This is a genomic window from Streptacidiphilus rugosus AM-16, assembly GCF_000744655.1.
Classification (GTDB): domain Bacteria; phylum Actinomycetota; class Actinomycetes; order Streptomycetales; family Streptomycetaceae; genus Streptacidiphilus; species Streptacidiphilus rugosus.
In genome coordinates this window covers 489,830-506,711 of sequence record NZ_JQMJ01000004.1, presented here as the reverse complement: position 1 = coordinate 506,711, position 16,882 = coordinate 489,830, and the positions used below count along the sequence as shown (strand labels likewise).

The 16,882-nt window shown below is 73.6% G+C and carries 15 protein-coding genes and 1 pseudogene; 7 read left to right on the top strand and 9 right to left on the bottom strand.

The window, feature by feature from the left end; genetic code table 11:
• Positions 1 to 72: 72 nt before the first annotated feature.
• The 3 genes from BS83_RS11160 to BS83_RS11150 all read left to right on the top strand — a co-directional run bounded on the left by BS83_RS11160 (position 73) and on the right by BS83_RS11150 (position 2,930).
• On the top strand, positions 73 to 1,512 hold the full coding sequence (locus tag BS83_RS11160) for an MBL fold metallo-hydrolase RNA specificity domain-containing protein (RefSeq protein WP_051942934.1): 1,440 nt from the start codon (positions 73 to 75) through the stop codon (positions 1,510 to 1,512).
• 123 nt (positions 1,513 to 1,635) lie between these two features.
• Positions 1,636 to 2,382, top strand: a complete 747-nt coding sequence (locus tag BS83_RS41665) for a CBS domain-containing protein (RefSeq protein WP_051942933.1) — start codon at positions 1,636 to 1,638, stop codon at positions 2,380 to 2,382.
• A complete protein-coding gene (locus BS83_RS11150) occupies positions 2,379 to 2,930 on the top strand; it encodes a flavodoxin domain-containing protein (RefSeq protein WP_051942932.1) in 552 nt (183 codons plus the stop codon). Before BS83_RS41665 ends, BS83_RS11150 begins: the two co-directional genes overlap by 4 nt.
• Positions 2,931 to 3,019: 89 nt before the next feature.
• Here the strand turns inward: BS83_RS11150 and BS83_RS11145 are convergent, their stop codons facing one another.
• Positions 3,020 to 3,388: a pyridoxamine 5'-phosphate oxidase family protein gene (locus tag BS83_RS11145; RefSeq protein WP_051942931.1), complete on the bottom strand. Its 369-nt coding sequence runs from the start codon at positions 3,386 to 3,388 to the stop codon at positions 3,020 to 3,022.
• Between the two features lie 88 nt (positions 3,389 to 3,476).
• Positions 3,477 to 4,217 (bottom strand): response regulator, encoded by a 741-nt coding sequence (locus BS83_RS11140; protein WP_051942930.1) that lies wholly within the window; start codon positions 4,215 to 4,217, stop codon positions 3,477 to 3,479.
• Between the two features lie 283 nt (positions 4,218 to 4,500).
• Between BS83_RS11140 and BS83_RS11135 the strand changes: the two genes are divergently transcribed.
• Positions 4,501 to 5,115 carry a CBS domain-containing protein gene (locus BS83_RS11135; protein WP_037603616.1) on the top strand — a complete coding sequence of 205 codons (615 nt, stop codon included), beginning with the start codon at positions 4,501 to 4,503 and terminating at the stop codon, positions 5,113 to 5,115.
• Positions 5,116 to 5,221: 106 nt separating this feature from the next.
• On the opposite strand, the gene BS83_RS11130 is transcribed toward BS83_RS11135, so the two are convergent.
• The 7 genes from BS83_RS11130 to BS83_RS11100 all read right to left on the bottom strand — a co-directional run bounded on the left by BS83_RS11130 (position 5,222) and on the right by BS83_RS11100 (position 12,250).
• Entirely contained in the window at positions 5,222 to 6,094 is an 873-nt protein-coding gene (locus BS83_RS11130) for a universal stress protein (RefSeq protein ID WP_037603615.1), read from the bottom strand.
• 79 nt (positions 6,095 to 6,173) lie between these two features.
• Positions 6,174 to 7,058, bottom strand: coding sequence for a 1-acyl-sn-glycerol-3-phosphate acyltransferase (locus BS83_RS11125; protein ID WP_051942929.1), 885 nt, complete (start codon positions 7,056 to 7,058; stop codon positions 6,174 to 6,176).
• A 153-nt stretch (positions 7,059 to 7,211) separates the two neighbouring features.
• Positions 7,212 to 7,409 carry a hypothetical protein gene (locus BS83_RS11120; RefSeq protein ID WP_157597117.1) on the bottom strand — a complete coding sequence of 66 codons (198 nt, stop codon included), beginning with the start codon at positions 7,407 to 7,409 and terminating at the stop codon, positions 7,212 to 7,214.
• Positions 7,410 to 7,467: 58 nt separating this feature from the next.
• Positions 7,468 to 8,472, bottom strand: a complete 1,005-nt coding sequence (locus BS83_RS11115) for a carbamate kinase (protein ID WP_063774150.1) — start codon at positions 8,470 to 8,472, stop codon at positions 7,468 to 7,470.
• A 1-nt stretch (position 8,473) separates the two neighbouring features.
• Entirely contained in the window at positions 8,474 to 9,478 is a 1,005-nt protein-coding gene (gene argF, locus BS83_RS11110) for an ornithine carbamoyltransferase (protein ID WP_037608664.1), read from the bottom strand.
• A 27-nt stretch (positions 9,479 to 9,505) separates the two neighbouring features.
• Complete coding sequence (locus tag BS83_RS11105) at positions 9,506 to 10,726, bottom strand: arginine deiminase (RefSeq protein ID WP_037603613.1); 1,221 nt, start codon at positions 10,724 to 10,726, stop codon at positions 9,506 to 9,508.
• Between the two features lie 48 nt (positions 10,727 to 10,774).
• Positions 10,775 to 12,250: an amino acid permease gene (locus tag BS83_RS11100; RefSeq protein WP_157597116.1), complete on the bottom strand. Its 1,476-nt coding sequence runs from the start codon at positions 12,248 to 12,250 to the stop codon at positions 10,775 to 10,777.
• A 326-nt stretch (positions 12,251 to 12,576) separates the two neighbouring features.
• Between BS83_RS11100 and BS83_RS11095 the strand changes: the two genes are divergently transcribed.
• The 3 genes and pseudogenes from BS83_RS11095 (at position 12,577) to BS83_RS11085 (ending at position 16,862) form a co-directional block, all read left to right on the top strand.
• Positions 12,577 to 13,440 carry a universal stress protein gene (locus BS83_RS11095; RefSeq protein ID WP_037603612.1) on the top strand — a complete coding sequence of 288 codons (864 nt, stop codon included), beginning with the start codon at positions 12,577 to 12,579 and terminating at the stop codon, positions 13,438 to 13,440.
• Between the two features lie 71 nt (positions 13,441 to 13,511).
• Positions 13,512 to 14,312, top strand: a complete 801-nt coding sequence (locus tag BS83_RS11090) for a sigma 54 modulation/S30EA ribosomal C-terminal domain-containing protein (protein ID WP_037603611.1) — start codon at positions 13,512 to 13,514, stop codon at positions 14,310 to 14,312.
• Positions 14,313 to 14,511: 199 nt separating this feature from the next.
• Positions 14,512 to 16,862, top strand: a pseudogene (locus BS83_RS11085) (heavy metal translocating P-type ATPase).
• Positions 16,863 to 16,882: the final 20 nt, after the last annotated feature.

Here is a 16,882-nt window from a genome sequence, read left to right as displayed (position 1 = left end):
GTCGCCGTGCGCCCACAGTGGGAACAGCAGCCTTTCGACGCGGCCCGTGCGGGCCCAGGAAGCAGGTGTCCCATGACCGGTGGACTCAGCGACGACCCGGCCGTCCCCGCCCCGCACCCGCGACCGGGTCTTCTGACCTTCCTCGGCGGCGTCGGCACCGTGACCGGCAGCAAGTTCATGGTCGAGACCGACCACGCCAGGGTGCTCGTGGACTGCGGGCTGTTCCAGGGGCAGAAGGAGCTGCGGCGCCGCAACTGGCGGCCCCTGCCGCTCGACCCGCGCGACGTCGAGTCCGTCGTCGTCACCCACGCGCACCTGGACCACACCGGCTACCTGCCCCGCCTGGTGCGCGAGGGCTTCCGCGGCCCGGTCTACTGCACCCCCGACACCGCCCGCCTGGCCGAGCTGATCCTGCGCGACAGCGCCCACCTGATGGAGGAGGAGGCGCTGCACGCCAACCGGGAGGGGTGGTCCAAGCACCGCCCCGCCGAGCCGCTCTACACCCTGAAGGACGCCGAGGAGGTGCTGGCCCGGTTCAGCCCGGTCGAGATCGGGCTGGACACCGAGATCGCCGAGGGCACCGTGCTGCGACTGCACCACGCCGGTCACATCCTCGGCTCCAGCTGGGCCCACCTGACCCTGGAGGACGGCGGTACCGTCGCCTTCAGCGGCGACCTCGGCCGCCAGGTCCACCCGCTGCTGCTGCCTCCGGAGCCGTTCTCCGGCGCGGACGTGCTGCTGGTCGAGTCGACCTACGGCAACCGGCATCACGACGACGCGATCTCGCGCGACGTCTTCGCCGCGGCCCTCACCCGCACCCTCGCCCGCGGCGGCAGCGTGCTGATCCCCTCCTTCGCGGTGGACCGCACCGAGGTCGTGCTGCACCAGCTGGCGGAGCTGCGCCGCACCGGCGTGCTGCCGGCCGCCGTCCCGGTCTACGTGGACAGCCCGATGGCACTTCGGGCGCTGCGCGTCTACCAGGACGCCTTCGACCGCCGCTCGCCGCAGCTGCGGCCCGAGCTGCTCGCCGACCCCGGCGCGGCGCTGGACCCCGCGCCGTTCACGGCCGCCCGCACACCGCAGGAGTCGGCGGAGATCCAGCACAGCGCCGTGCCGAGCATCATCGTCTCCGCCTCCGGCATGGCCACCGGCGGCCGCGTCGTGCACCACCTGCGCCGGATGCTCCCCGACCCGCGCAACACCGTCCTGGTCGTCGGCTTCGCCGCGCAGGGCACCCGGGCCCGCGACCTGGTCGAGGGCGCGCGCTCGCTGAAGATGTTCGGCACCTACGTTCCGGTCCGCGCCGAGGTGGTGGACGTGCCGGGCTTCTCCGCGCACGCCGACTCCGAGGAGATCCTCACCTGGCTCCGGGGCGCGCCGCAGCCGCCGAAGGCCCTCTACGTCGTCCACGGCGAGCCCGAGGGCTCCGAGCGGCTCCGGGACCGGATCGAGCACGAGCTCGGTTGGAACGCGGTCGTGCCGAGTTCCGGCGAACGGGTGCTCGTGCGCTGACCGGGCAGGGTCGCCCGGATCGGGGCCGGTCGGCCCTGCCGAACAGACCGCGCGGCCCAGGACCGGGCCACGCGGTCCGGGGCATCGTGGTGTCAGGAACCCTCCCGGAATCAGGAGCGAGCCATGACCAGGACCGTGCAGGACAGCAGGCGGCTGTCGCGGACGTCCATTCCCCGGCACCGCCTGGTCGGGGAGCTGATGACCCGCCGGGTCTTCGCGATCGAACCCGACGCCGACTTCACCGCCGCCCTCGCGGCGCTGCGCGAGACCGGCCACGAGGACCTGCCCGTCGTCGACCGGCAGGGCCGGCCCATGGGCATGGTGTGCGCGCCGGACCTGCTGGCCAAGCTCGCCGCGACGGCGCTGCCCGAGCCCTCCGTCTTCGAGACGCGCCGCACCCGGGACATCCGCCACCGCGCCGCCGCCGTCTCGGTCGCCGAGCTGATGACCACCCCGGTCCGCAGCGTCGCCGAGCACGACACCGCCGCCGACGCGGCCCTCCTCGCGCTGCGCCACCGGATCCACCAACTGCCGGTCGTCGACGACCACCACCGGCTGGTCGGTCTGGTGACCCTGAACGACCTGCTCGACGCGCTGCGCCGGACCGACCAGGAGATCGAGGCCGAAGTGCGACTCGTCGCCCTCGGCTACGAGTTCGGCGTCAAGGCCGCGACCCTGCACGTCACCTGTCAGCGCGGCCGGGTCCTGCTCGACGCCCGCACCTCGCTGCGCAGCCAGGCGGAGCGTCTGCTCGCCCGGATCCGCACGGTCGAGGGCGTGGTCGACCTCGCCGAGACCCTGCGCTGGGAGACCGACGACTCGCTCCCCGCCGCCCTGACGACCGCCGCCCACAAGGAGGCCGCACGATGACCGCCGACGGCGCTCCGTCGCCCCGACGCCGCGTCCTGGTGGCCTACGCCGGCCGCAGCGGTGCCACGGCCGAGATCGCCCAGTGGCTGGCCGAACGGCTGCGCGGCCAGGAGGAGCACTTCGACGTCACCGTCGCCGAGGTCTCCGACACGCTGGACCCTCGCGGCTACGAGGTGCTGATCCTCGGCTCCGCCCTGTACGAGGGCCGCTGGCTGCGTTCGGCCTCCCGCTTCGCGCGCCGGCACCGCCACGACCTGGCCGACGCCTGGGTGTGGACCTTCAGCAGCGGCCCACTGGACGACTCGGCGACCGCGGGCGAGGTGGTCATCACCCACAGCGCCGACCGCGCCGCCCGCCGTCTCCTGGCCCGCGACCACGTCACCTTCGGCGGCCGCCTGGCCCCGGACTCCCGTGGCTGGCTCGCCCACACCCTCGTCGAGGGCGGCCGTGGGGGCGACTTCCGCGACCGTGCGCAGATCGACGCCTACGCGGACCAGATCGCCGGGGAGCTCTCGATGCTGCCCCGGCACCGTCACAGCGCCGCGTGAACCCCGGCGCCGCCTGAACACGGCACAACGCGGACGCCGCCCGGGACCTCGGGCGGCGTCCGCGTTGTGCCGTGTTGTGCCGTCCGGAGTCAGCCGTCGGCGAGCGCGGGGAACAGGCGGCCGTGGACGGCCTCGGGCAGGATGTGGATCTCCACCGCGCCGGTTGCGCCGTCCCCGGCGCTGACCACCGCGCGGCCGAGAAGCGTCACGCACCAGCCCCCACCGTCGTCGTCGAGTCGGTCCGCCTCGAAGGCGACAAGAGTGCCGCCGACGGCCCGGGCCGGTTCGGAGCCGGCCGGCGTGCGCAGCAGGACGCCGCCGTCCGGGGCGACCTGGAAGAAGGACGGCCAGACGGCGGGCATGGCGGCGACCGTGTAGATGACGCGCCCGGTCCGCGCGGTGGCCAGCAGGTCCAGCGCGTCGGCGCGGTCGAGATGCTGTGCCGGGAGGGTGGTCATGTCTTCGATCGTCGCGGCTCGGGCGGGGGGACGGGAGGGGCGAACGGCCCGGGTGCCGCCGCCGACCGGCCCCCGCCGGGGCCGCACGTCAGCGCCTGCTGGTCCGCGCCGAGCCGGACGAATCGCCGGTGCTTCCCGAACCGGCGGCGTGCTCGGCCGCCTGGGAGGCGATCACGGCGGCCTGGACCCGCCGCTCCACGCCGAGCTTGGCCAGCATGCGGGAGATGTGGTTCTTGACGGTCTTCTCGGCGAGGTACAGCCGCTGGCCGATCTCCCGGTTGGTCAGACCCTCGCCGATCAGGGCCAGGATGTCGCGCTCACGGTCGGTCAGTTCGGCCAGGACGTCCGGCTGCTGGGGCGCCTGCGTGGCCTGCCCGCGCAGGCGCGCCATGAGCCGGGTGGCCGCACCCGGGTCCAGCATCGACTGCCCGGAGCCGACCGTGCGCACCGCGGAGATCAGATCGGTGCCGCTGATCTGCTTGAGGACGTAGCCGGAGGCCCCGGCCATGATCGCGTCCAGCAACGCGTCCTCGTCGTCGAAGGAGGTCAGCATCAGGCAGGCCAGCTCGGGCAACTGCGAGCGCAGTTCCCGGCAGACGGTGACGCCGTCACCGTCCGGCAGGCGTACGTCCAGCACCGCGACGTCGGGGCGCAGCGCCGGGACCCTGGCCAGCGCCTGGGCGCAGTTCGCGGCCTCCCCGACGACCTCCAGGCCGGGTTCGGCCTCCAGCAGGTCGTGCACGCCGCGACGGACGACCTCGTGGTCGTCCAGCAGGAAGACCTTGATCGTGCCGGTGGCGGGCCGCTCGCCGGAGGTGTCGCCAGTCATCCTCTACCCCATGTCCTCGTCTGCGCTTCTGCTGAGTGCGCTGCCTCGTCCCGGCACGGCGTCGCGTGCGGGCGATCCCGAAGATCTTCCCGTCGGACCCGGGACCTTCGATAGGGCCGAACGGTCCCATCATCTCGCGATCCACCCGGCGTGGCACGGGCCGAACGGCCTCATGTCCTGCCCTGCCCGGCTCAGGACCACCGGGGTGCCGACGCGCGACAGTGGTGGCACGCGACCGGGGAACCTCGCCGCGGGCGTCGCCATCGTGCAGGAGGTAGCCGTCATGACCAGGCAGATTCCGTGGAGCGGCGACACCGTCGCCGACGTGATGACCCATGCGGTCGCAGCCGTGGGCCGCGACGCGGGGATCGACGAGATCGTCGAGACGCTGCACGGCCGCAGGGTCAGCGCCCTGCCGGTGCTGGCGGGTGACGGCCGGGTCGTCGGCGTCGTGTCGGAGTGCGACGTCATCGCCGCCGAGCTGGCAGCGGCGGACTCCGGGCCGGGGCCGACGGCGGGACAGCTGATGACCGCGCCCGCGGTCACCGTGCACCCCGAGGCGTCGCTGGCGGAGGCCGCGCGGGCGATGCTGGCGCGCAAGGTCAAGCGTCTGCCCGTGGTGGACGCTGAGGACCGGCTGCGCGGGATCGTGAGCCGGGCGGACGTACTCAAGATCTTCCTGCGCGGCGACGACGACGTGGCCAGGCACGTGCGGTTCGAGCTGATGGCGGCGCTCACACCGCAGCAGGTCGCGGGGATCGACGTGTCGGTGGTCGAGGGCCGGGTGCACCTGTCCGGTCGCCTGCCCACCGAGCCTGGCCCGGCCGTACTGAGCCGCCTGGTGCTCGGCGTGCCCGGCGTCGTCGACGCCGTGGTCGATGTGGCACAGCCGGCCTGACCGCCGGCGAGCTCCGCGCGAGCCTCATGCGAGGACGTGAGAGGGCCGGTGCGACGGGCGTCGCACCGGCCCTCTCACGCGCCCGGTCAGGCCGGGGGCAGTGACGTCAGTGGGGGACCACCGCCACCGGAGCGTGGGCCAGGTGCAGCACCCGGTGCGGCACCCGGCCGATCGGCAGGCTGAAGCGGCGCGTGTGCTTGCGGTGCGCACCGACCACGACCAGCGAGGCGTCCGTCGACGCGTTGACGATGAACTCCTCGGCCAGGCCCAGCTCGACCTGGACGCTCACCGCCACGTCGGGATGCGCGGCGCGGGACGGGGCCAGCAACTCCTCCAGCTCGGAGGCCTCCTCCGACTGGCGCTGCGCCTGGTCCTGCGGCGGGACCGCGATGTAGCCGGGGAAGGCCTGCGGGTACATCCAGGTACGGACCACCTTGAGCGGGACGCCGCGTCGTCCGGCCTCGGCGAACGCGAACTCGATGGGCTCGGGCTCGCCGGCCGCGACGCCCACCACCACGGGGCCGTCGGGGTCGGGCGCGCCCTCGATCGGCACCAGCACGGCGGGAACCGGGGTGTGCGCGACGACGCCCTCACTGACCGAGCCGAGCAGGAAGGTCAGGAAGGGGTTCAGGCCGCGTCGTCCGGTGACGACCAGACTGGTGTCGGCGGCCGCCATCCGCAGCAGGCCGTCGATCGCGGCCTCCTCGATCAGCTCGGGCTCCACCTTCAGCTCCGGGTGGCGCTTCCGCATGTCCTCGGCGGCACCCTCGAGGAACCTCCAGGCGGCCTTGCGGGACTCCTCGGCGATGTCGCGCTTGTACGCCTCGGGCAGTCGGTAGGCCTGCATGCTCCAGGAGTGGCCGATGCGCAGCACCGCGCCGCGCAGGCGGGCCTCGTCGGCGGCCCATTCCAGGGCCACGCGCGAGTTGTCGGAGGTGTCGAGACCGACCACGACGGCCTCGGTCGGCGAAGTGTTCATCAGTGCCTCCTGCCTGGTGGTCGGGGAGGCGTCGCGGCCCCGCCGACGGTGTCGTGATCAGCTTGACACCGCCGCCGGCTCACGCCGAGGGCTGACCGGACCGCGCCGGAGGGCCGGTCGGCCCGGAACGCGCGGCGTGTGCCCACGTCGGCAGCAAACGGGCCAGGCCTTCGGCCACCGGGCGTGGGCAGGCGGCGCGAAGCCGGTCCATCTCGGACTGCATCACCCGCTGGGTGGCGTCGAAGCAGGCCGCGACGACGTCCGGGTCCTCGGGGTCGCCGTACGACTCCCTCACAGACCAGTCTAGGGCGGGCAGGAAGCTCACCTTCACCGCTGCGGGCAGTGGGACCTGGGGCAGCACCGGCGCCACGCCGAGGGGCAGCCCGAGCGTCCACGGGAACACCTTGAGTCGTAACCTGCCCAGGCCCAGCAGCCGGGCGGTGACCTCGCCCCGGCTGAGGATCACGACTACGTCGTGGCCGCCGTGCGCGACGACCGGCACCACGGGCACACCCGCCTGCAGCGCCAGGCGGACGAAGCCGCTGTGTCCGCCCAGATCGACCCGGCCGCGCTCCCGCCAGGGACGACAGGCCTCACGGTCGCCACCGGGGTAGACCAGTACCGCGCCGCCGTCCTTGAGCCCGGCGAGACCGGAGTCCATCCCGGCCGGCAGCGCGCCCAGGCGCCGCAGTCCGTCACCCACCCCGGGGGCCCGCAGCAGCAGGTCGTGGACCAGCGCGTAGCTGGGCTCCCGGAGCCCTCGCCGCTCCAGCATCGCGAGCGCAGTGACCCACACGTCCGGCATCCAGTACAGGCCGGAGTGGTTGCCGACGACCAGTACCGGGCCCGCGGGCGGCAGATGCTCAAGTCCGGTGACAACGGGGGAGAAGTAGCGGGTGTAGGCCCGCACGAGCGGGACCGTGCGGCAGACGAAGTCGGGATCGGGGTACCGATGGTCCGTCATGGGCGCTTCCCCCGGATTCTGCAGTCGCGGCCTTGGTGGCTCCTTCATGGCTCAGCGTGCGCGTCCGGTCGCCCCGGGTGAAGGGGCCGGTCGGCCCCCGGTGCGATGCCGGTCGGCGGGATCCGCGTGCCGCCAGGACCGACCGCGGGCCCGCTACGAGTGAGGTGCGGCCGACTTGTCGGCCGCGCCGCACCGTTCGCACACCTCACCGTCGTGGGCTGCCGGGATCGGCTTGGTCTCCGCCGCGGGGGCGAGCAGCCGCCCGCACAGTGCCGTGCTGTCCCCGGACGGAACGATGTGCCACTGCAGGACGGTGCGCCACTCGTATTCGGCCTTGAGTTCGACGTTCATCGTCACCACCGCTCCCTGGTTCGGGTCCCTGTGGCGCGGGTGCCCGCCGACGGCGGTTTCACGCGTCCGGCGCCGCCTCCACCGGGCTTCGTCCGGTCCGGGGCCGAGCTCCGGCCTCGGCGGCGCGCTCGTGCGCCCCGGGTGCGGGGTCGCCGGGGCAGACCAGCGTCCCGGTCGTGCCGAGCAGGACGCCGAGCGCGTCGTCGAGCGGGCCGATGCCGGCGAGTCGGCCGGTACGCTCCACGAACGACGCGGCCGCCCGCGCCTTGGGGCCCATCGACCCCTGCGGCAGGTCGAGCGTCCGCAGTTCGGCCGGTGTGGTGCGGGTCAGCGGGCCGGGGTCGCCGTGCCCGAAACGCCGGTAGACGTGGGTGACGTCGGTGAGGATCAACAGGGCGTCCGCCTCGACGAGTTCGGCGAGCAGAGCGGCCGTGAGGTCCTTGTCCACCACGGCCTCCGCGCCGCGCAGCAGGTTCGTCGCCGGGTCGCGCAGCAACGGTATCCCACCGCCCCCGGCGCAGACCACGATGTCCCCTGCTGCCAACAGCGTCCGAACGAAAGGAAGTTCGAGGATGCGCGCGGGCGCCGGGGAGGGGACGACGCGTCGCCGTGCGTCGCCGTCCCGGGCCAGGGTCCAACCGCGCTCGGCGGCCAGCTGCTCCGCCTGCTGCGGGGTGTAAGGCCGACCGATGAACTTGCTGGGCCGGGCGAAGGCCGGATCGTCCGGAGCGACCTCGGTGTGGGTCACCAGCGCGGCGATCTCGCGGTCGGGCAGCCGGTCGCGCAGCTCGCGGACCAGGAGCGAGCCGATCAGCCCCTGGGTCTCCGCACCGAGGAGGTCGAGCGGGTAGGGCGCGGTGAGGTCGGCGTCGGCCGCGCTCTCCAGGGCGAGCAGCCCCACCTGGGGCCCGTTGCCGTGCGTGACCACCAGTTCGTGCCCGGCCAGGACGAGTTCGGCCAGGGACAGGCCGGCCTCGTGCACGTGGCGGAGCTGGGTGTCGGCGTCGGGACGCTCCCCGCGGCGGAGCAGGGCGTTGCCGCCCAGGGCTGCGACGATGCGCATCTCACTCTCCTCCGAGGGTCGCGACGAGAATCGCCTTGATGGTGTGCAGGCGGTTCTCCGCCTGCTCGAAGACCAGCGAGGCGGGCGAGGCGAACACCTCGTCGGTGACCTCCAGGCCGTCGAGCCCGTAGCGCTCGTAGAGGTCCGCGCCGACCTCGGTGCGCCGGTCGTGCAGTGCGGGCAGGCAGTGCAGGAAGGCGGTGGCCGGGTTGCCGGTGGCGTGCAGGGTCTTGGCGTTCACCTGGTAGGGCAGCAGCAGTTGGATCCGGTCCCGCCACAGGTCGGCGGGCTCGCCCATGGAGACCCAGACGTCGGTGTAGAGGTAGTCCACGCCGTGCACCCCCTCGTCGACGGACTCGGTCAGCGTGATCCGTGCGCCGCTCCCCTCGGCGACCAGGCGGCACCGCGCCAGGAGTTCGTCGTCGGGCCACAGGTCGCGTGGTGCGGCGAACCTGACGTCCATTCCGAGCAGGCTGCCCATCGCCAGCAGCGAGGCGGCGGTGTTGTTGGAGGCGTCGCCGAGGTAGCAGAAGGAGATCTCCTCCACGGGGCGACCGCTGTGCTCGCGCATGGTGAAGACGTCGCACAGGCTCTGGGTGGGGTGCGCGGTGTCGGTCAGTCCGTTGTAGACCGGCACCCCGGCGGTGCGGGCCAGCTCCTCGACGACGTCCTGACCGTAGCCCCGGTACTCGATGGCGTCGAACATCCGGCCGAGCACGCGGGCGGTGTCGGCGACGCTCTCCTTGTGGCCGATGTGGGATCCGGCCGGGTCCAGGTAGGTGGTGGTCATGCCCTGGTGGGCGGCGGCCCCCTCGAAGGCGCAGCGGGTGCGGGTCGAACTCTTCTCGAAGACCAGGGCCAGCCGCAGCCCCGTCAGACACGGGGTCTCGCGCCCTTCGCGGTGGGCGGCCTTGAGCTCGGCGGCGAGGTCGAGCAGGTGGTGGATCTCGGCGGCGGTGTAGTCCAGCTCGTGCAGGTACGAGCGGCCGTGCAGGTCGACGCTCATCATGGCTTCTCCTCGGGGGACGGAAGGTTACGCGGGGTCGCGCTCGATCGGGCAGGACATGCAGCGCGGACCACCGCGTCCACGGCCCGGCTCGGAGCCGGCGATGGTGACCACCTCGATGCCCTGGCGGCGCAGGTAGGTGTTGGTGGTGACGTTGCGCTCGTAGCCGACGACCACGCCCGGCTCCAGCGCCAGGAAGTTGCTGCCGTCGTCCCACTGCTCCCGCTCGGCCGCGCGCACGTCCTGCGGCGCGGACAGGAAGCGGACCTTGTCCAGGCCCAGAGCGTCCGCGAGCGAGGCGCCGAGGTCGGCGTCGGCGGAGACGGCGAAGCCGGTGGGCCGCTCGGAATCGGGCGTGAGCGTCCAGGACCGCAGGGCGTCGGCGAGACCGGGATAGAGCGCGAAGGCGTCCCGGTCGACCATCGTCATCACGGTGTCCAGGTGCATGAACGCACGGCTGCGCGGCAGCCGGACGGCGATCACGCGGTGCGCCGTCCCGGTGGCGAACAGCGCGGCGGTCAGCTGCTCGACCGCCTGCGGGGTGGTGCGCTCGCCCATGCCGACCATGACCACACCGGGCGCGATCACGTGCACGTCGCCACCCTCCAGGGTGGTCCCCGGGATCGGGGACGTGCCGTCCAGCAGCGGCGCCGGAGACTCGGCGAACAGCGGGTGGAAGCGGTGGATCGCCGCGGTGTGCACCGTCTCCCGGATCCGGGCGGGCCTGGCCATCGGGTTGAGCGAGCAGCGGTCGCCGATCCAGCAGCAGTTGTCCCGGGGGAAGAGGTGGTTGGGCAGCGGCGGCAGGGCGAAGTCCTGGTCGCCCAGGGTCTTCCAGACCAGGCTGTCCGGATGGGCCAGCGGCAGGTCGTCCTTGAGGACGCCGCCGATCAGGTAGGCCGCCAGCGTCTCGGCGTCCAGGTCCTCGCACAGCCGCCGCACCGGGTCGACCAGGGCCGGACCGACCGCGCCGGGGCTGACGACCCGGTCCAGCAGCCAGGCCCGGGCGGCCGGCTGCTCCAGGGTCTGGGCAAGCAGTTCGCCGTAGAGGTGGACACGGACGCCGCGGTCGCGCAGCGCCTGGGCGAAGGCGTCGTGCTCCTCGCGGGCCCGTTTGGCCCACAGGATGTCGTCGAAGAGCAGCGCGTCGACATTGCCCGGGGTGAGCCTGGCCAGCTCCAGGCCGGGCCGGTGCAACACGACCTGGCGCAGCCGGCCGGCCTCGGAGGCGACGTTGAGGGCGGACATGGGGTTCCTCCTGCGATGGTGCGGACGGTGCGGTGCTCTGTGTCGGGCTCAGTGACGGACGTGCAGCTCGGCGTCGGGCTCGGCATCGGCCGCGTGAGCGGTCGCCGGTTCCGGTCGGGACGCGGTGGCCTCGCCGTACTCGCCGCGTTCGCGCTTGAGCCAGACGTAGACGGGGATGCCGAGCAGGATCACGAACAGCCCGTAGTAGACGGTCTGGTACCCGCTGCCCTGGATCGACCAGTAGCAGAAGGCCAGCGCCAGCACACCGACGACCAGGTCCCGGGCGAAGCGGGCCACCGTGAGCTGGGACCGGCCCCTGACCAGGAGCCAGAACAGCTGGGCCGCCGCCGAGAACAGGTAGGGCACCACGGCGGTCAGCACACTCAGCAGCACGATCTCGGTGAAGACCGACGTGAACCGGGTGTAGCTCACCACGGTGAGCACCGAGGCCAGCGCGGTCGAGGACACGATGCCGAACGCCGGCACCTTGCCCGTGCCGACCGTACGGGTGAAGACGGAGGGGAAGAGGCCGTCGCGGGCAGCCGCCATCGGCATCTCGGCGCAGATCAGCGTCCAGCCGTTGAGCGCTCCCAGCCCCGAGACGATCGCCGCGAGCGCGACCGCGTTGCCTGCCCAGGTGCCGCCGACGATGTTGTTCACGGCGTCGGTGAACGGCGCGGTGGAGGTGAGCAGGCTGTGGTGGGCGACGGTGCCGAAGACGGCCAGGGTGCCGAGCAGGTAGATGACCGCGCAGGCCAGCGTGCCGTAGACGGTGGCCCGCGGCACGTTGCGCTGCGGATCGCGGACGCGGCCCGCAGCCACCGAGGCGGTCTCCAGCCCGATGTAGCTGAACAGCGCGATCGCCGCCGCCGCCGAGATCGCGCCGAGCGCCGAACCGCCGCTCGCGTTGAACGAGCCGAAGTTGCCCGACTTCATGAACAGCAGCCCGATCGTTGCCAGGAACAGCAACGGCACGAACTTCAGCATGGTCGTGATCACCTGTACCGCGCCGACGTTCCTGGCCCCCGTCAGGTTGACGACCGCGGGGAGCCACAGTCCGGCCAGCGCGATGGCTATCGAACCCGCGGTGTGGTGCCCCTTGTCGACGAAGACCTCGACGTAACCGACCCAGGCGACGGCGATGGCGGCATTGCCCGCCCAGGCGGTGATCCAGTACGACCAGGCGGTCAGGAAGCCCGCGAACTCGCCGAACGCCTCCCGGGCGTAGACGTACGGGCCGCCGCTGCCCGGCAGCCGGCCGGACAGCGAGCCGAAGGTGAGCGCGAGGGCTATGGCGCCCACGGTGACCACGACGAAGGCGACCAGCGCGATCGGCCCGTACGGCGCCAGGGCGGAGGGCAGCGCGAAGACTCCGGTTCCGATGACGCTGCCGACGACCAGGGCGGTGGCCGCCGGAAGGCCGAAGGCGCTCCGCCGACCGGGGGCGTCGCCGTCAGGGAGGGCATCGGGAAGCGGGCCCGCAGTGGAGGGTCCGGGGCTCGGCGTGGGCTCGCTCGGCGACATGGCTGTGCTCCTGAGGGGTCGGCACATATGCGGGCCACGGCGGACGGTGCCGGCGTGGCCCGGGGACAGGAAGATCCTCTGTCCCGCCCGCGGACCCCGAGCAGGGCCCGAAGGTCCCCCGGGCGGGCCCGCCCTGCCCTACCCGAGGCCCGGGGCCGGGGCCGGTCGGCACGGAACCGCAGGTCCCGGCAGGAGCGGTGGCAAGACGGGGCCGGTTGCCGCCGAGGCCGGGACCAGTGGCCCTGTGGGCGTCTCCCGGACGCCGACCAGAGTGATCGTGCGCCGGACAGTGGGTGTCCGGTCGATCGCCCTGGGAGGCAACCGCCATGACCGCACGCCCCGTTCTCGCCGCGACCGACGGATCCCCGCAGAGTCTGGCCGCCGTCCGCTGGGCCGCGCAGGAGGCCGTACGGCGCGGCGCCGCGTTGCGGCTCGTGCACGTGTGGCCCCAGCCGGTCGGCGTCTACCTGGAGCAACTGCAGGCGGAGGGAGCCGCGCTGCTGGCCGACGTCCAGCAGCAGGTCGTCGCCGAGCACCCGGAACTGGAGGTGGACACCGTGCTCCTGGGCGCCTCGCCGGTCCCCGGTCTGGTGGACGCCGCGGCCGACGGGCAGCTGCTGGTGCTGGGCAGCCGCGGCCTGGGCGGCTTCACCGGGCTGCTGATGGGCTCGGTCTCGCTCACGGTGGCCGGCCGGTCCCCGATCCCGGTGGTCGTGCTGCGTCCGGGCGGGCAGGACGTCGACGGGACGCCGACGAGTGCGAAGGGCGACGTGGTGGTGGGCGTCGGCGCCGGCGACGCTGCGGAGGAGGTGCTGGAGTTCGCGTTCTCCCGGGCGGCGGAGCGCGGTGCGCGAGTGATCGCGGTCTACGGCTGGGACGTGCCCGCGGTGTGGGCCGGACCCGGCGCGATCGCCACCCCCTTCGACTCCGGCCTGCTGCGGAGCGCCGCCGAGCAGCATCTGGCGGAAGCCCTCGACCCCTGGCGGCAGAAGTACCCGCAGGTGCCCGTCGAGGCCAGGGCCGAGGTCGGCGGCGCGGCGAAGGCTCTGGTGGACGCCTCGGGCGACGCCGACATCGTGGTGATCGGACGCCGGATCCGCAGGCACGCCGCCGGCGGTCACCTCGGCGCCGTCGCCCACGCGGCCCTGCACCACGCGCAGGCTCCGGTCGCCGTCGTCCCGCACGCCTGAACACCTCACGGTCCGCGGCCCGACGGGGCCGCGGACCGATCGCTCGAACTCCGAAGGGCAGGACACCTCTCATGACCGATCTGCACTCCCCGGCCGCCGTGGACATCGTGGTGGAGACCAGGGGACCGGTCTCGCTCGCCGCGCCGGACTACGCCCGCGCCAAGCTGCTCTCCGTCGCCGAGTGCGTGGGCGAGCCCGTGCTCGCGCTGCGGGTGAAGCTGACCCAGGAGACCAGCCACGCGGTCGCCCAGCCGTCACGGGCGCAGGCCACCGTCGACCTGGACGGACGTCCGGTCCGCGCCCACGTCCGCGCCGCCACCATGCAGGAGGCGGTCGACCAGCTCCAGCAGCGGCTTCGGTCCCGGATCGCCAGGGTCAGACAGCACCGTGACCACGGGCGTGACACGGTCCGTCGCGCGGGGGCCGTGTCCTGGGAACAGGGCGACGACCGGAATCCTCAGCCGCTGCCGCGCGCGACCGGGGAGCGCCGCGTCAAGCGGCACAAGAGTTACAGCCTCGCCCGGCAGACCCCGTGGTCGGCGGTGTTCGAGATGGAGGCGATGGACTACGACTTCCACCTGTTCACGGACGCCCGAACCGGTCGGGACAGCGTCGTGTACCGCGACACCGACACTGACACCGACACCGACGGCTACGCGCTGGTGTCCACCGGCCCGGAGACGATGCCGGAACCCGGCATGGCGCTCAGCCGTCTCGGCGCCCCGGAGCTCACGGTCCGGCAGGCGATCGACCGGCTCGACCTGAGCGGTCGGCCCTTCACGTTCTTCACCGAGACCGTGACCGGACGGGGAAACCTGCTCTACCACCGTTACGACGGCGACTACGGCCTGATCACCCCCGTCCAGGAATGACGCGGGCGCGGGCCTGCGGTGGCCGACCGAAACGGGCCCGCTCCGCACGGCGTCGGCGGACGACCCCGCCGTCCGAAACAGGGCCGGTCGGCCTCTCCACAGCACCCCGTTCCGCACTCCCGGCGTTCGCCGTGCCCGCGATGTCCTTGAGGGGCAGCGAGTGTCGCTGCATGGATTGCGACATCCTCAGGCAGGCAGCATGGGACCCGACGACCGCACCGGCCGCTCCACCGCGGCCACGCCCCCGACCGGGTCCGCTGCGGGCCCCGCACCGTGGTGGCGGACCGAGCCCGCGTTGCTCGCGATCACCGGTGCCGCGCTGATCGGCGGTGGCCTCGCGTGGCTCGCCGGAGCGCGGACGGCGGCGGACGTCCTCTGGGCCACCGGCACGGTCGTGGCGATCGTGCCGTCGGTGGTGTGGGTGATCGGCGCGCTGCGACGCGGGCGGGCCGGAGTCGACATCGTCGCGGTGCTCGCCCTGGCAGGGACGCTCGCGGTCGGCGAGTACCTGGCCGGCGCGCTGATCGCGCTGATGCTGGCCACCGGCCGCTGGCTGGACGCCGCAGCCGAGCGGCGCGCCTCCCACGATCTGCGGGCCCTGCTCGCACACGCGCCCCGCTTCGCCCGCCGCCGTGTCGCAGGGGGCGTGGAGCAGGTGCCGCTCGCCGAGGTCGCCGCCGGCGACCTGCTGGTCGTCGGTCCCGGCGACGTCGTGCCGGTCGACGGCACCGTCGAGGCCGGTCCGGCCCAACTGGACGAGTCCGTCCTCACCGGGGAGTCGCTCCAGGTCGAGCACTCCGACGGGGAACAGGTGCGCAGCGGCGCGGTCAACGCGGGAGCCGCGTTCGAGCTGCGCGCCACCGCCACCGAGCAGGACAGCACCTACGCCGAGATCGTGCGGCTGGCGCAGCAGGCCGGAGCCGAGACCGCGCCCGTCGTCCGGCTCGCCGACCGCTACGCCGCCTGGTTCCTGCCGCTGTCCCTGGCCGTCGCCGGGATCGCCTGGCTGGTCAGCGGCTCCGCGGTGCGGGCGGTCGCGGTCCTCGTGGTGGCCACCCCCTGTCCGCTGCTGCTGGCGGCACCGGTGGCGATCGTCTCCGGACTGTCCCGGGCCGCCCGCGAGGGCGTGGTGATCCGAGACGGCGGAGCGCTGGAACTGCTCGGCCGGGCCCGCACGCTCCTGATGGACAAGACCGGCACGCTCACCACCGGCCGCCCGCAGGTGATCGACGTCGCGACCGCGCCCGGGCACAGCGCCGCCGATGCGCTGCGACTGGCGGCCTCGGTGGACCAGTACTCCCCGCACGTCCTGGCCCATGCGATCACGGCCGAGGCCCGCACCCGCGGGCTGGCCCTGGACGAGCCGACGGACATGAGCGAGGAACCGGGTCGGGGAACCACCGGGCGGATCGGCGGCCGCCTGGTCGCCGTCGGCCGACTGCCCACAGCCGAGGCGTCCCTGCCGGCCTGGGCGCGTGCGGTCGACAACCGCGCCCGCCTGGACGGGGCCGCCATCGCCTGGCTCACCGTCGACGACGCGCCGACCGGAGCCGTCCTGCTGCGCGACCCACTGCGCTACGACGCCCCGCGCACTCTGCGCCGACTGCGCGAGAGCGGCATCACCCGCCTGGTGATGCTCACCGGAGACCGTCCCGAGCCCGCGCGCGAGGTCGCCGCGGTCCTGGGCCTGGACGACGTCGCGGCGCGGCAGAGCCCGGCCGACAAGGTCGCCGCCGTCCGGGCCGAAAGCGCCCGCGCGGTGACCGCCATGGTCGGCGACGGCGTCAACGACGCACCCGCGCTGGCCGCCGCCGACATCGGCGTCGCCATGGGCGCCCGCGGCTCCGGCGCCTCCTCCGAGGCCGCCGACATCGTGCTCACCACCGACCACGTGGACCGCCTCGCCGACGCCGTCGCCATCGCCGTCCGCGCGCGCCGCATCGCCGTACAGAGCGCGCTCGGCGGCATGCTGCTCTCACTGGCCGCCATGGTCGTCGCCGCCTGCTCCCGCCCGCCGCCGGAGCCCTGCTGCAGGAGGCCATCGACGTGGCCGTCATCCTCAACGCCCTGCGTGCGCTGCGTCTCCCTGAGACGGCACGGCCCGCCGTCGACTCCGCCACCGCCGACCTGATCCACCGCTTCGCCGCCGAGCACGACGATCTCAGGGAGGTCGTTCAGGCCGTCCGCGACACCGCCGACCTGCTCAGCGCCGACGGGGACCAGCGACCGCTGGAGGCCCTGGAGAGCCTGGACCGACTGCTGACGGAGCGGCTGCTGCCGCACGAGCACGCCGAGGAGCACGAGCTCTACCCCGCTCTCGCGCCCACGCTCGGCGGACCGGAGGCCACCGCGACGATGAGCCGCGCGCACACCGAGATCGACCGTCTCGCCCGCCGTCTGGACACGCATCTGACCCTCGCCCGCGCCCAGGGCGGCGTGCAGCCCGATCAGACGGACGACCTGCGTGCCTGCCTCTACGGCCTGCACACGGTCCTGCGGCTCCACTTCACCCAGGAGGAGGAGAACTACTTCTCGCTGGCCACACGCTGACACCGTCATCACCCAGGAGG